Source organism: Cyclobacterium sediminis (assembly GCF_054781075.1).
The window spans coordinates 380720-396314 of the sequence record NZ_BAAGVC010000010.1; the positions used below are offsets into that span (position 1 = coordinate 380720).

The 15595-nt window shown below is 39.1% G+C and carries 12 protein-coding genes; 8 read left to right on the forward strand and 4 right to left on the reverse strand.

Annotation, left to right across the window (positions count from 1 at the left end):
• Nucleotides 1-6: 6 nt before the first annotated feature.
• A complete protein-coding gene (locus ACYVHJ_RS12930; RefSeq protein ID WP_460515411.1) occupies nucleotides 7-1503 on the reverse strand; it encodes a sulfatase in 1497 nt (498 codons plus the stop codon).
• Between the two features lie 266 nt (nucleotides 1504-1769).
• Between ACYVHJ_RS12930 and ACYVHJ_RS12935 the strand changes: the two genes are divergently transcribed.
• A complete protein-coding gene (locus ACYVHJ_RS12935; RefSeq protein ID WP_460515413.1) occupies nucleotides 1770-4037 on the forward strand; it encodes an FdhF/YdeP family oxidoreductase in 2268 nt (755 codons plus the stop codon).
• A gap of 1 nt (nucleotide 4038) precedes the next feature.
• Nucleotides 4039-4908 (forward strand): formate dehydrogenase accessory sulfurtransferase FdhD, encoded by an 870-nt coding sequence (fdhD, locus tag ACYVHJ_RS12940; RefSeq protein ID WP_460515415.1) that lies wholly within the window; start codon nucleotides 4039-4041, stop codon nucleotides 4906-4908.
• A 452-nt stretch (nucleotides 4909-5360) separates the two neighbouring features.
• Here the strand turns inward: fdhD and ACYVHJ_RS12945 are convergent, their stop codons facing one another.
• Nucleotides 5361-5546: a hypothetical protein gene (locus tag ACYVHJ_RS12945; protein ID WP_339904989.1), complete on the reverse strand. Its 186-nt coding sequence runs from the start codon at nucleotides 5544-5546 to the stop codon at nucleotides 5361-5363.
• A 375-nt stretch (nucleotides 5547-5921) separates the two neighbouring features.
• On the opposite strand from ACYVHJ_RS12945, the gene ACYVHJ_RS12950 reads away from it, so the two are divergent.
• Entirely contained in the window at nucleotides 5922-8324 is a 2403-nt protein-coding gene (locus tag ACYVHJ_RS12950) for a hybrid sensor histidine kinase/response regulator (protein ID WP_460515418.1), read from the forward strand.
• Between the two features lie 95 nt (nucleotides 8325-8419).
• On the opposite strand, the gene ACYVHJ_RS12955 is transcribed toward ACYVHJ_RS12950, so the two are convergent.
• Together ACYVHJ_RS12955 and ACYVHJ_RS12960 are read right to left on the reverse strand one after the other, a co-directional pair.
• Nucleotides 8420-9235 (reverse strand): ROK family protein, encoded by an 816-nt coding sequence (locus ACYVHJ_RS12955; protein ID WP_460515420.1) that lies wholly within the window; start codon nucleotides 9233-9235, stop codon nucleotides 8420-8422.
• A gap of 107 nt (nucleotides 9236-9342) precedes the next feature.
• The gene (locus ACYVHJ_RS12960; RefSeq protein WP_460515422.1) at nucleotides 9343-10251 is read right to left on the reverse strand and encodes an NAD(P)/FAD-dependent oxidoreductase; all 909 of its coding nucleotides are present in this window, start codon (nucleotides 10249-10251) and stop codon (nucleotides 9343-9345) included.
• A gap of 601 nt (nucleotides 10252-10852) precedes the next feature.
• Here ACYVHJ_RS12960 and ACYVHJ_RS12965 point away from each other — a divergent pair.
• The 5 genes from ACYVHJ_RS12965 (at nucleotide 10853) to ACYVHJ_RS12985 (ending at nucleotide 15398) form a co-directional block, all read left to right on the forward strand.
• Nucleotides 10853-11383, forward strand: coding sequence for a hypothetical protein (locus tag ACYVHJ_RS12965; protein ID WP_339902544.1), 531 nt, complete (start codon nucleotides 10853-10855; stop codon nucleotides 11381-11383).
• Between the two features lie 50 nt (nucleotides 11384-11433).
• Nucleotides 11434-11871, forward strand: a complete 438-nt coding sequence (locus ACYVHJ_RS12970) for a phosphoribosyltransferase (RefSeq protein ID WP_460515424.1) — start codon at nucleotides 11434-11436, stop codon at nucleotides 11869-11871.
• A complete protein-coding gene (locus ACYVHJ_RS12975) occupies nucleotides 11861-13708 on the forward strand; it encodes a TonB-dependent receptor plug domain-containing protein (protein WP_460515426.1) in 1848 nt (615 codons plus the stop codon). The genes ACYVHJ_RS12970 and ACYVHJ_RS12975 overlap by 11 nt, the downstream gene beginning before the upstream one ends.
• 11 nt (nucleotides 13709-13719) lie before the next feature.
• On the forward strand, nucleotides 13720-14742 hold the full coding sequence (locus ACYVHJ_RS12980; RefSeq protein ID WP_460515429.1) for an aldo/keto reductase: 1023 nt from the start codon (nucleotides 13720-13722) through the stop codon (nucleotides 14740-14742).
• Between the two features lie 443 nt (nucleotides 14743-15185).
• Nucleotides 15186-15398 carry a hypothetical protein gene (locus ACYVHJ_RS12985; RefSeq protein ID WP_460515431.1) on the forward strand — a complete coding sequence of 71 codons (213 nt, stop codon included), beginning with the start codon at nucleotides 15186-15188 and terminating at the stop codon, nucleotides 15396-15398.
• Nucleotides 15399-15595 lie beyond the last annotated feature (197 nt).

Below are 15595 nucleotides of genomic sequence, written 5' to 3' on the forward strand. Positions count from 1 at the left end.
GTTAGGTTATTTGTTTTCCTTGTTATATAAACCTGTGTCACCTTTATCCAGCTGAACGAGCAATTGCTTCACCAATTCGGGTTGCTCATCTGCTATATTTTTGGTTTCCATAGGATCATTGATGTGATCATATAATTCAATCTTAGGAGTTTCCTCCCTAAAATACTTCATTATTCTGTACTTGTCTGTTCGCATTGAAATACCATTCCTGAAATAACTAAAAGCCATGGCTTCCCTATCCTGATCTTTACCATTTTCCAGCAAAGGGACCAAGCTTTGACCATCCAAAGGAAAATTGGTCGGGATATTTGTCAACTCCATTAAAGTAGGGTACAAATCAATGCTACTAACCGGCATATCAGAAGAGATTCTTTGGGGCTTCAAACCCGGAACTTTAATAATCAAAGGGCTTCTTACGGCTGTTTCGAAAATGGTATGCTTGCCCCATACCCTGTGATCTCCCAAATGCCAACCATGATCTCCCCACACCACCACGATGGTATTGTCAGCCAGTCCCAAGGTCTCCAGTTCATCCATCACTTTTCCCACCAACGCATCGCTATAACTCACTGCTGCAAAATAAGCATGCCTAAGCTTTTGGGCATATTCATCCGACAATTGATGATCCAATCCTGCTTTTTCTTCTCCCAAAGCATATTGATTGAATTCTCCACTGGACTGCAAACTACTCATTGAAACATTTTCCGGAAGGCCGGGTGCAGTAGACAGAGGAATGTCCTCCCTATTGTATAAATCCCAATACTTCTTTGGGGAGGTAAAAGGTAAATGAGGTTTAAACAATCCTAAGCCCATAAAGAAAGGTTCATCTTTAGCCGCCAATTCTTTGAGTTTTTTGATGGCCAATTGAGTGGAAAGCCCATCCGGATAGCCCTCATCGGGAACATTAGCTGCTTCATAGGGTTTTACTTGTTTCTTTTCTCCTTGCCTATTTGATCCATCAGCATATCCAAAAAATGCATTCCAGCCCGTGCCCCATTTACCGGGGTTGAAAAGCATTTCATCCCAACTGAAAGGCATTTCTGACTTGGCTCCTTCAGGACTTTCTTCGTAGCCATAAACCAGACCATCCACTGAATGACTAATTTTTCCTATGCCCACCGTATAGTACCCGTTTCTTTTTAAATGATGAACGAAGCTCTCCGGTTTTTCTCCCTCCGGAGCATCTGCCATTATTTTTGCAATGGCGGAATTGCTTAAAAGTTCGCGGCTACTGGGCAACATTCCTGTCAATATACTACAGCGAGAGGCACCACAGGTAGGCACTTGCACATAGTGATTTTCAAAGACGGTACCACTCTCCCCAATGGCATCTAAGTTAGGCGTTTTGATAATGTCGTTACCATATACCCCCAGTTCAGGGCGGAGATCATCTATGGCTAAAAATAAAATATTGTAAGGTTTCTTTTCCTGGGCCTCAAGTGCACAGGATTGCAGAAAACAAATTAAAACACAGCAGATTGCCGAAAACAGTTTTGGTGTCATTGGGTATATTTAAATGATATATTTTTTGAATAAAGCAATCTAAATATAAAGGTTAATCATGTAAATAAAAACATACTTTTATTTAACGGTAAAAGCTTGCTATAATCAATGGATCGATTGGAAAACTACCCTAAACGGTTATCGAATGAAATCATTAAAAAGAGAAAAATTCATCAGTGTTGTGAACAAAATCCTCCGTTTTAGCTTAGAATTATAATTCTTTTTACCTTGTAATCGCATCAAATCCAAAAAACTTCCGTACAGCAATGCAGCCAAAAAGAAAAGTGAAAATCAGTCCACCTGCAGAAACATCTGCAGGTTTAAAATCGATTCAGACCGTTGCCTACCGCATTTGGGAAGAAACCCATGTAGGCAAGGGAGTTAAAACTTTGTTTAAATTAAATCAGCCTGAGGGCTTGGACTGCCCTAGTTGTGCTTGGCCGGATCCAGATGCCAAAGAAGTATCAAAAATTGCTGAATATTGTGAAAATGGAGCCAAAGCCATCGCTTGGGAAAGCAGTAGTAATCAACTTGATGCTTCCTTCTTCGAGCAATACAGCATCAATGATTTATTGGAAAAATCTGATCATTGGTTGGAAAAGCAAGGCAGACTGACAGCACCTATGGTCCTCAAAGAAGGTAAGCATCACTATTCTCCAATTTCCTGGGAAAAGGCCTTCACATTAATAACCGAGAAACTGCAAGCATTAAACCATCCGGATCAAGCCATTTTCTATACTTCTGGGCGCACCAGCAATGAAGCTGCCTTTTTGTACCAGTGCTTTGTCCGGCAATTTGGCACCAATAACTTACCTGATTGTTCCAATATGTGTCATGAAGCGTCAGGAAAGGCATTGTCTGAAACTGTTGGTATTGGTAAAGCCTCTGTGGTTTTAAACGATATCCCCAAAGCAGAATTACTGATAGTTATGGGGCAAAATCCCGGAACCAATGCACCTAGGATGCTTACTGCGATGGAAAAACTAAAGCAAAATGGAGGGAAAATTGTTTCAGTAAATCCGCTGCCTGAAACGGGTCTGCTTCAATTCCGCAATCCGCAAAAACCTTGGGAATGGATAGGAAAACCTACAGCTATCCATGACTTACACTTACAAGTAAAAGTAAATGGGGATTTACCCTTATTAAAGGCTGTATTGAAATTAATGCTAGCGGCAGAGCAGGTACAACCGGAAAAAGTTTTTGACCAAGCCTTTATTCGTCAAAAAACAAATGGGTATCAAGCCCTTGCCTCACACCTTGAAAAAACAGACTTAGAGGAATTGATTCAAGAGACCGGTGTTCCGGAATCACAGATTAGAGAGCTGGCAAACCTACTTATAACGAAGAAAAACATCATTATCGCTTGGGCTATGGGCATCACCCAACATAGAAATGCTGAAAATACCATCAGGGAAATTGTCAATATCCTGTTACTTAAGGGATCTATTGGTAAAGCCGGAGCAGGTACATTACCGGTAAGAGGACATAGCAATGTACAAGGCGACCGTACCATGGGCATCTGGGAAAAGATGCCAAAAAGTTTTATGCAGCGATTGGGAAAGGTATTTGATTTTCAGCCACCCGAGAAGGAAGGCGTCCATGCTGTAGGGGCAATTCATGCCATGGCTGAAGGCAAAGCAAAGGTCTTTATGGGGATGGGAGGTAATTTCGCTTTGGCTGCTCCCGATACGGATAAAGTTTTTGAAGGTCTAAAACAATGTACCCTCACCCTACATGTCTCTACCAAGCTCAATAGAAGCCACTTGATTCATGGTAAAAACGCCTTGATCTTGCCTTGTCTAGGGAGAACAGAAAAGGACATCAGTAGTCATGGTCCTCAGTTTGTAAGTACAGAAGACACGGCTGGAAGAGTAAGGATGTCACATGGTGATCTTGAACCCATTTCTCCATTGTTAAAAAGTGAAGTAGGTATTATTTGCGACATGGCCAGAGCTGTACTGGGCCCCTCCAATACTACCGACTGGGAAGGAATGAAAGAAAATTACGACCTGATAAGAGAAAAGATAGCGGCCGTAATCCCTGGCTTTGATAAATACAATGAAAAAGTGAGGAAAGCAGGTGGGTTTTATTTGCCCAATGGAGCCAGAGAAAGGAATTTTAATACTCCTGATAAAAAAGCTCAATTGACAGTTAATCCACTTAATCCGACTCGAAAACCTGAAACACCTTTCATTCTGATGACCGTTAGAAGTCACGACCAGTTCAATACCTCCATTTACGGCTATGATGATCGTTATAGAGGGATTAGCAATAGCAGGGAGGTAGTGATGATGAATGTGGAAGACATGAAAAATTATGATTGCAAAGCCGGAGACTTAGTGAAACTAACCAGTCTTTTTGCAGGAGAAAAACGTATACTAGAAGGTTTTCAAGTCGTTCCCTACGACATCAGCCCGGGTTGTCTTTCCGTTTATTTTCCTGAGGGAAATGTTTTGGTGGCCTTGGACAATAATTCAGCCGAAAGTCACTGTCCGGCCTCAAAATATATAGAAGTATTTCTAGAAAAATTATAAGATGGAAGCGACAAATAGTCTGGTTAGCTTTAGCAAAATTTACAAATACAGCAAGCCTGAATCAAGCCACTTTCAGGACCTATTGGCAGTAGAAGCTCCTTTGCAAATCCGTCTGGAATTTGAGAAAAATAAGGAATGGCATAAAAAAGATTTATTGGTAACCATGAGAAGTCCCGGAAATGATTTTGATTTGGCTCTGGGTTTTTTATTTGCAGAAGGGATAATAGAAAGCGACCGAGATATTCTTCTGATGCGGTATTGTCAGCAGGTTAAACCGGAAGAAAAAGGCAATGTCTTAATTGTGAAATTTGTGGAAGGTTTCGAGATAGACCTAAAAAAGCTAGGACGAAATTTTTATACCAATTCAAGCTGTGGGGTTTGTGGCAAGACTGCCATTGAAGCGGTAAAATGCAAAAATCATGTTTTGCCTATAAATCCAGAATGGCAATTAAGCCCGGAAACCATATTGAGACTCCCTGAAGGCTTGCTCTCCTCTCAAACAGCATTTAAATATACTGGTGGCTTGCATGCAGCTGCCTTATATGACCAATATGGAGACCTCTTGCTACTTAGAGAAGATATAGGTAGGCACAATGCTTTAGATAAACTAATTGGAGCTTGCCTAAAAGCTAATATTGATTTAAGCAATGAGAAAATTGTTTTGCTAAGTGGCCGTGTTAGCTACGAAATGGCGCAAAAGGCTATCAATGCGGGCATACCGGTATTATTAGCCTTTGGTCCTCCTACGCAACTGTCGGTGGATCTTGCAAAGGAAAAACAGATGACTTTAATTGGATTCTTAAAAGAAGAAAGTTTTAATGTCTACAGTGGGGAAAAAAGAATAAAAATAGTGGGTAAAAAAATAGTTTAACGATTACCCACTATTTACAATGGATTAAATCCATTTTTGAAAAGTTTATTTATCACCTGATTCAAAGGTACAAAGGCCATTCAGTTTAAAAAATACCGTGATCAGGGTATTTTTTCTGCATTTTTGACCCCAGAAAAATAAACTAACCCCTAATATAGTTGGAATAAATAATATTTAACTGATTAATATTCAGTTAATTAACTAGGTTAATATTTATCAACACCCTATTATATATGAATTAACTTATTATAGAATGTTATCGTTATGATTGGGTTAATGAAACAGAAATGGGGGTAAATATCACTCAAAATTGATCGCAAAAAAAATAATACATGGCGTTTGTGTCATTTTTGGATGAGGCTTATTTATAGCTATCGAAAATGCAGGTACCAGTCAAAAACACATTTTTAGTTGTAGATTAAATTTAAAGGTTAAAAAATAAACGAAATGCCTTAGAAAGCATTTCCCCTCAACTTTTCTGAATAAAGTCCATTTCGAAGCATCCATTTCTTCAAACTTGTCCTTTCTTCAACTGTTAGAATTTGATTTGCTTTGTTAAGTTCGTTTTTCAACCTGCCTAAATCAAAGCTTACGCTTTTGAGTATCCTCTTGTAGTAATCCAAATAAGAAGTTTCCATAACAATTAATATTAAACCCTATCATTAAAATTTTAAGAATCAAATCTTGGCCACTCCAAGGTTGACTTTTAATCGGTGAGTAACAATACGCTAGCTACTTATAAATGTTAGCTTTCCGAATCTTAATTTTCCTTAAATGTGCCTTTTCAAAACTTATGCCAAAGACCTAAGCTAATGTGAAAAGGAATACCAAGAATATATCAATGACATTATGTCTGTTTAGCATTGTATTTTTATTTAAAAAAAGACTTTATGACTCAAATCAATCCCAAAATCTGTCAAGTTATTGAGACGATTACTACAAGAATTAAAGCCATATGCTAGGATTTTAGTCATAAATCATTTTTCTTTACTTTGAATTTATTTTGTTTTTTTATGATTTACTTATTTAAAAATTGTTTTTTAACACTAATTGCATTTTTTTATTCTACTACAGCATTTTCTTATGGATCAAAACCATTTGAAACTCAAGAGCCGCATTTGACCGATGCAGTATCGATATATGAATTTGCAGAGATTTCGAATGTAGGAGACAAACATTTAACATTTGAAGAATTTTTAGCTATTGAAAACAAATTGAAATTTGAAGCAATAACAGGCCCTTCAACCAACCTGGGTTTTACTAAAGAAAAGTATTGGTTGCGCTTTGCCATTAAGAATACAACTGAGCACCCTTTACAATATTTCTTAGAAACAGGAAGACCTATTACAGACCATGTAGACCTATATATTTTAAAAGAAGGGTCCCATACAAAATTGAATAATGGGGACCTTATCCCTTTTTCTGAAAAAAGTTTCGCTCATAGAAAAATAATATTCCCTATGGATCTAGAGCCTGGCAAAACTTATAAGGTCTATATACATTACCAAAGTGATGGAGAAGTAATCAATCTCCCCTTGGATCTACATACCCCTTCAAGTTTGGTCTTAAGTTCCTATCTAAATCAGTTGTTTCATGGAATATTTTACGGCATTTTAACCCTAGCCACTTGTATTTACCTGTTTTTTTATTTTGGTATAGGAGAGAAAAGTTTTCTTTTATATAGTATATATGTGTTGTCGGTAGCCCTATTGCACATGTCATTAGATGGTTATTTTTTCCAATACATTAACCCTTCCTCCGGTTGGCTCAATACAAATGCAATCTTGATTACTGCCACCCTTTCAGCAATGGCATTTGGTAGGTATGCGCAAATCTACACCAATTTGAAAGCATGGGACAAATTACTGAACATGGGACTAAATGTTATGCTGAGCAATTTGGGGATCCTCTTGATCTTGGTAATTGTCTATCCTGATGGAAAAGAATTCTACTATCCTGCTGTAAACTTGCTAAGTTTCCTCCTTATGTTACTATTAATTCTAACAGTGGTGAAAAGTTACGTTAAGGGTATAAAGCTTGATTACTTTTATGCATTAGCAATTTTAAGCTTTACCATAGGTTTCTTTATTTTAATATTTAACAATTTTAGTTTGATTCCAAATTCTTTTTTTACAGAAAATGGTTCTAAAATAGGTACTGGATTTGAAATAATTTTCCTCTCCTTGGCCATGTCTAATCGAATCAAGCTTTTGAAATCGGAAAAGGAAAAACACCAAGAGATAGCATTGCAGAAATCTGAGGAATCTAATGAAATTAAATCCTATTTTCTTTCCAATATCAGTCATGAATTGAGGACACCTTTAAACGCGATTATCGGTCTCACGCAATCCATAAGGGAAACAAGTAAAGAAAATGCGATTTATTCAGACCTTGATGTAATTCATTATTCTTCATTGGGTTTACTTGGTGCCATTGATGATGTACTGGATTATTCTAAAATTGAGAAAGGTCAATTAAAACTGGAGAAGGCAGCTTTTGACCTGAGAAAAATGGTTAGCCAAATCGCTCATTCCTATGCCACCCAAGCAAAAGACAAGGGGCTTGATTTTAACTTTAAAGAAATTGGTTTAATACCTCAACTTATCATTGGAGACCAAAGAAAAACAGAACAGCTGATCGGAAACCTTTTGAAAAACGCTATCAAGTTTACTCAACATGGTGAAATAACGCTACAGGTGGAAGCCATATCACAAGTTGAAAATCAGTGTTTATTAAAAATACAGGTGAAGGACAGTGGAGTGGGAATAAAAAAACAAAAATTGGAAAGTATTTTCGTCTCCTTTAGCCAAGGACAGAATAATGACAAGCGAAAATTTGGTGGCTTAGGATTAGGACTTTGTATTGTCAAAGCCCTGGTAGATTTACATCAGGGAAAAATTGATATTCAAAGTGAGGAAGGAAAAGGTACTTCAGTTACTTTAGAATTAAACTATACCCTACCTGAAACAGGGGAACTTAAAGATCCTTATGATTATGCCAATGATGGAATATTCGATTTAGAAAATAAAAATATTTTAATTGTAGAAGACAATGCACTTAATCAAATGGTTTTAAAAGTAATCCTAGGGAATTGGGCTAACACAAGTTTTAAAATTGCAAACAATGGGTTAGAAGGTGTTGAATTATTAAAAACACAAGTTTTTGATTTGATTTTGATGGATTTACAAATGCCTGTAATGGATGGTTATGAAGCTACTCAAGCCATTCGTGCTGGGGAAAGTGGAACAAAGAATAGGAATATACCCATCATTGCCGTAACGGCTGATGTGACCCAAAAAGCCAGAAACAGGGTGTTTGAAATTGGCATGGACGACTATGTGACCAAGCCCGTTAAAAAAGAGGAAATTTATAATAAAATCAAAAAAGTGCTCTACTTAAAAAGTCATTCAATGTAAGAAAAACCTATTTTAAAGAAACGATATATAAATTGTTTTAGCAGGTTGAAAATAACAATACCTAAGAAATAGCAAAGTCAATTACTTTCGCATACCTAGAGCAAAGTCATGGCCCCTAATGCTGCCACTTTATTCCCTCCCTTTGCCTGACATAATAGACCTTCATTCCATAACGCTGGAATAATATTTTCTTTTGCCCCTCTTTCAATGCCTTGCCAATATCCAGGCAAACAGGCAGTACCTCCACCTATCGCAAGTTTGTTAGGGTTAAAAAGATTGACCAATCCGGCAATACCTACCCCCAAAAAATACCCTGCCTTTTCAATGGCATTTAGAACAAATTCATCACCTTGAATTGCTAAACCAGCCATTTCTTTGGCGGAAATACCCAACTTCTGCGCTAAAAAACTTCCTCCACATAGCGTATCTATTCGCTTTATCTCTCCATCCACTACCAAAGGGAAATAGCCAAACTCCCCTGCCCATCCTGAATCACCGGTAAGCAATTTTCCATTCACTATAAAAGCAGCACCTACAGCAGTTCCAACCATTACAATTCCACTTGTTAGGTTCTCGTCAATCGCACTAAATTGATGAATAAGTGCAGCCCTTATGTCATTGATGGACCTTATCCTTGTGCTCAAATTGGCTAAAGCTTTGTTTGCATTCCAACCATTAAAGCTAGGTAAAACATCGCAAAACAGCACATCCCCGGCTTTATTTAAAAGTCCGGGGATAGCTATGGCAATCCCTACCGGGTTCAACTTATACTTCTCAATAAAGCTCTTGATGACCTCCTCCAGTTGGGATGGCGTAAATCCAAGACCTGTAGGATATTTTTCTTCATAGGATCCCGCAATAATTAATACTTTGGTTCCACCTAAATCTATTCCGACTTTCACAGCATTCATTTTGATCTTCTTTTTAGCCTGCCCATGCAGGTAAACATTTCCGGCTAAGTAGATTTACTAAGATAGAAACTTCACTTCATATTTTGCCAATAAATGCATCAATCCAACTAGAAACTTTCCTGGGTCAGCTCATGGTTGATAAAAACACCTGCAATATTTCCCTTAAAGACTGCTGTGGCCACTGAGCGCATCATGGTACTGCAATCTCCACAAGCAAAAACTCCTTCCACAGTAGTTTTCCCCATTTCGTCCACCTCAATGTATCCTTGCTCTGTAATTTCGCAACCCAACTCACTTGGAATAGAGGTATTTTGTTCAAAAGAAATAGAAGCATAAGCAGCATCAAATGCTTCCACAGGACCGTCTTTAAAGCGGATACTTTTTAGATTTCCGACCTCATGGTCAATTGCTAAAATCTCTTTTTCAATGATTTTGATGCCGTTCCTTAATAACTTATCAAGCTGTTCCTCATCAAATGATGTTTTCCCATCAGTAAGAATGGTTAGGTCTTTAGTAAGATTGTTTACCAAAGAGGCAAGGTGAATTGCCGTGTCCCCATTGGCCATAATTGCCGTTTTTTGATTTCTGATTTCATAGCCATGACAATAAGGGCAATGTACTACGGATATTCCCCAACATTCTGAAAATCCACTTATCTTCGGCATAAGATCCTTGATGCCTGTTGCAAATATTAGTTTATCTGTGTAAAAAGTATCTCCTCGGCTTGTGGTTATTTCAAATCCATTGTCAACCTTCTTACTACCGACTGCCAATCCTTCGTAAAATTTCACGGTATCATATTTCGCAACCTGATCCTTGGCTATTTCCGTGATTTCCTGAGGTGTGCTTCCGTCTTGCGTTAAAAAATTATGAGAATGTGGAGTTTGCCGATTGCAAGGTTTGCCATCATCTATTATTAAAACCTTTCGTAAAGAGCGTCCCAAGGCCATTCCTGCCGAAAGCCCTGCATAACTTCCACCAATAATTATTACTTCAAATTGTTCAATTTGTGTCATAAGATTATATTTTATAAATGCCCGTTGTAATATAATAAAAGACTGAAATCCATCAACTTATCACACAGTATTTTAGACTTATTCACTGTCCCTATTTGCTATATATTTTGAACAAAGGTAGAAAAAATAACCATTAATGCAACACTGTTGCTTTAATGGTTATTAATATTTCTTCCCTGATTGTAAAGAAAAAATTAAAGCAAAGGAAAGGTATATCAGGATCAGTAATACATAAAAACCTACCTAACCATTCGAACCATCCAATATTGATGAACTGGTCTTGGACAAGCTCAGACAGCAGGTTTGGTCAAGCTCAGAAACTGACCTTTGGCAGAATCAGGCAGAAGACTTCGACGGTCTCATACTGCGGCTCTATACCGGCTTAGGTATCTGTCTCACTAAGAGGGGCTCTTGATACCCAACCATTATTTTTTACAGGTAAGTTTGTAATTATACAGTAAAATATTCTTGGGAATTGGAGGATTGAAAAGAATTCATTAAATTAAAACATATAAATCAAGTACTTATAGAAGCTCTCATTCCTTTGCTTCATTTTCTAAGATTGCTTAAATAATCCCCGGTAATTAAACCTTGATGAATCATGCAACTTTCCCTAAACTCAAACTACAGTTCCACTTTAAAAACAACCGCCTGGGTATTGCCTATAGCCATTGCCCTGCCAATCGTGGTTCACCTTGCTCCTCCCTTCAATGGGATTCCGATGGGTGCTTATTTATTGCCCATGTTTTACATGCCCATTGTGGCATTAATCGCTTATCGATTACCTGTGGCCTTAATCGTGGCCGTATTGGCTCCCCCCATTAACTTCCTTATATCCGGTAATCCAAATTGGGGATTAATGGGTATACTTACCTTTGAACTTGTACTCTTTACTTTTCTAGCCTATGTATTCCTGCTCCAAGGGATAATTAAATGGATTGCTGCACCCCTGGCCTATTTAGGCGCCAAAACAATCTCCTCAGCAGTATTGATTTTTATTCCCCTAATCGAGGCCAGCCCGGTACAGTTTTTCAGCACTTCACTGAGCAATGCTTTTGTAGGTATTGGGATATTATTTGTCATCAATGTCTTGTGCTTAAAGTACCTTCCCAATCAGAGAAAAGAGCCTTAATTTATTTCTGTAAAGGTTTTTAATTAAGCTCATCTTAAAAACAAATATACATGGATTCAAAAGTCTCTTTACCTTTTACTAAGATAAGCAAGGCCTTGTCCTGCTTTTCCTTCCCTCCGGCAGACATTGTTGTAGGAATTGGCAGAGGTGGAATTGTACCTGCAGGTCTGGTGGCCCATCAACTTGGGCTTCCGCTAAATATTGCATCGGTAAATTATAGAAATGACAAGAATCAACCCATTCGGGAATCCCCGGAATTTTTAGACCTATTCCCAACATCATTTCCACCAAGTAGCCGAATCCTATTGATAGATGATGTAGCCGTTTCGGGAAAAACCTTAGGCCTGGTAAAGGAAACATTAAAGGATTATTCAGTACATACTTTTGTACTCAAAGGGAAAGCAGATTTTGTTCTTTTCCCAGACATCAAGACCTGTGTCCAATGGCCTTGGAATCCAGCCCCTAAATCTCTTACTTATGAAAGCTAGCGTCATCTTAGGCTTGATATTTACTTTTTACGCCAGCTCTTTATTGGCCCAGGTAAAGGATAGCCTTACCGTAGCCCTGGATGAAGCCGTGGTCACGGGAACGAGAATAGAGCGGCAGAAAAATAAAATAGCTGCCTCCATCTCCACCATTTCCAGGAACACCATTGATCGTTCGGGAGAGCTAAATGTCCTGCCGATACTGGCTTATCAAGTACCGGGCTTTTTACTCAATGACCGTAGCATTTCAGGCTTTGGAGTAGGTCCTGCCTCAGGAGGCAATATCAGCATTCGAGGGATTAGTGGCACTCCCAATAACAGGGTCTTGGTATTGATCGATGGACAGCCTCAGTACATGGGCATTTTTGCTCACCCTATAGCCGATGCCTATAGTGCCTCGGACATAGAGCGAGTAGAGGTACAGCGAGGGGCTGCCGCTGTCCTTTATGGCTCTAACGCCATGGGGGGAGCCATCAATCTAATTACCCGAAAGGCGGGCAAAGAGGGCTGGAAGGGGTCAGCAAATTTAGGCTATGGATCCTATAGGACTTTTATGGGAAATGCCCATGCATCTTATAAACAGGGTAAATTCCATTCCATGATAGCTATCAATAGGAACAGTACGGCAGGTTTTAGAACCGATGCGGCAGACAGCTTTAAAAACAGTACCGGCTACCTCAAAATGGGCTACGACTTCAGTCCCGGCCTTTCTCTTTCCGGAGATATGCAATTGGCTGATGCCACTTATTATCAGCCAGGACCTACCGCTGCCCCAATGGAGACAGACAAACGCGAATACTTAAGAGGCAGGGCTGCACTTTCCCTTCGCAACGACTGGGGAAATGTTTCCGGGGCACTGTTGTTCTTTCATAATTTTGGCGAGCATACATTTCAAACCGGATTTTCATCTACAGACCAAAATCAAGGCATTACTTTTTACCAAAATCTGAGCCTTCTTCCAAAACAAATACTCACTGTTGGCATTGATTATAAACGCTATGGAGGAAAGGCATTCAATGAAACCCTTCCTCCCCCTGCCCGAGTCGGCTTGGGAACGCAATTCACCATTCATGAAACCGATCTTTATCTGCAGGCCCAACAAGACTTGGGAGAAAAAATCAGTTTCAATGCTGGACTTCGCCACGTTAGTAACTCCCAGTATGGCCAAAAACTACTTCCCGGCTTCGGTCTTGCTTATAGGCTAAGGCAAAATTTTACCCTCAAAGCATCCTCCTCCAAAGCCTTTAGAAGTCCCTCCATTGTAGACCTCTATTTGTTTCCCACATCCAATGAATCTTTGAGGCCTGAAGAACTGTGGAGTCATGAAGCAGGTTTTCAAACCCTTATTCTTGACAGCAAACTAAGTCTGGAACTCATGGCTTTTATGGCCAAAGGCAGCAATCTGATCCAAGTCAACCCCATGACCACGCCTTCCATTGGCAGTAATTCGGGAAGCTTCCTTAACAAAGGGCTTGAAAGTCAAATTCGTTTTCAAACCGCTGAATCATGGCAAGTCATACTCAATTATGCCTATGTGGATGTAGACAAGAACATTTTGTTTGCACCCCAACACAACCTGAGCCTGCAGGCGGATCTACAAGTAAATAAATTTTCTATTATTCCGTCAATTCGCCACATCGGTGGACTCCGAAACAGCCTTACAGAATCAGATGCAAATGAAAATTACACCTTATTAAACATTAGGAGCATGTATGCCATAAGCCCCAAAATTAGTGCCTATATCACGGGAAAAAACCTTTTGAACACAGCGTATCAGCTAGAAAAAGGATTTCCCATGCCGGGGATCAATGTAATGAGTGGCATTCAAGTTAAATTTTAACCCAATCAATCATGGATAATAACAATAATAATAACCAAAGAAGGGCATTCTTAAAATCCCTAGCCGGATTAACTGCCGGAATGATGTTGCCCCTTACCAGTATTAATGCAGAAGGAAAGGCCATTCCCAGTCCCTATATGCGGGATAGGTTGGGAGACTTGCTTCCCAAGCGGAAATTTGGGAAATCCGGTTTGTCTGTCACCATGCTGGGCCTGGGAGGAGCCCATATTGCCAGAATGAGCGAAAGTGAAGCCCAAAAGACAATTGAACGGGCGCTGGAAGGTGGAGTCCGATTTTTTGACAATGCAGAATCTTACGGTCGTGGAACAGGTGAAAGAAGGTATGGGCAATTTCTTACGCCCAAATATAGGGACCTTGCTTTTATTCAAAGCAAGTCCACAGCTAGAGATGGCAAAACCGCTCAGGAACATTTGGAAGGCACCCTTAGTCGAATGAAAACAGACTATATCGATCTTTGGTTAATTCATGCAGTGACTAGTCCAGGGGATGTAGACAGCAGGTTAAAAAATGGGGTTTTGGACTATGTTTTGAAGGCAAAAGAAAGCGGGAAAGTAAAACATATCGGTTTTTCAGGTCATTCCGATTACAATGCTCACTTGAGAATGTTGGAAAGCACCGATCAGTTGGAAGCCTGCCAGATGCCCATCAATGCTTTTGACCCGAATTACAAGAGTTTTATCACCAATGTGATGCCAAAACTAATCGAAAAGGGAATGGCACCCTGTGCCATGAAAACCTTGGCAAATGGTGGCTTTTTTGGAGGCACCACCCATTTCAACAGTGGTGACAAACCGCGAATTGTTCCCAATGCATTGACAGTAGAGGAAGCCATCTATTTTTCATGGTCCCTTCCAATAAGTGTATTGGTAACCGGAGCAGACAATGCAGACATGCTCACCGAAAAGATTGATTTAGCCAAAAACTTTAAAGCCTTTGACGAGAAAAAACGACAGGAATTGATAAGCCGTGTATCCGGTTTTGACGGGAAATTGGTGGAGTATTATAAGGTTTAATTCTTATCGTTTTTCATTGTCTCGTCCTAAAAAAGTTTACAGATTATTTTTCAAATATTGGTACAGGTTTACAATCCCGTAAAAATCCCTCCCGACTTTGCCGAGATAGCAATGCGACCCTTTGAAGGGGGAGTTGCGGAAACGAGAATTTTTTAATGATTTTGTATTATTGTAATGGGCTGAGGAAATGGAAAATCAAGTTCGCATAGGTAAATCGTAAAAACTCGCCCCTCCTCTTCTTCAAAGGGGGACCAAGGGGGATTTATGATTAGACACATATATGATTTGACAGGCTTCGACAGGCTCATCTTATTTTATTAACTTCTACCTGAAACATAACCAGAGCATTATGGTTCCTTTTAACATAGACCAGAAACCAACGAAGGATTTTTGTATTCTAAAAAATTCAAGTGGATTTGTATCCAAGTGAATACATCAACTAAATGTATTTTCTTGAAAAATCGATAGAATTTGACAAGTGGTTAAAGAGATTAAAGGATTTAAGGGCTAAAGCGAACATCCTGTTCAGAATCCAAAAACTTGAAAATGACGACCATTTTGGAGACTGTAAACCTGTGGGTAATGGTATTAATGAAATGAAAATAATTACGCAAAGGGGTACAGAATTTATTTCAAGGAAATGGATGGAAAGATAATAATTCTGCTGAATGGCGGAGACAAATCAACCCAACAAAAAGACATCGAGAAGGCCAAAGACATTTGGAATAATTGTATTCAACCCACAAAGTGCATGTTTTATCCAAATAGGGAGTCCTTTATTTTTGTAGCAAAAACATAAGTTATGAAAATAAGAGAAGAAATGGTAGAGTTGGTCCATGAGTTTGAAACTAGC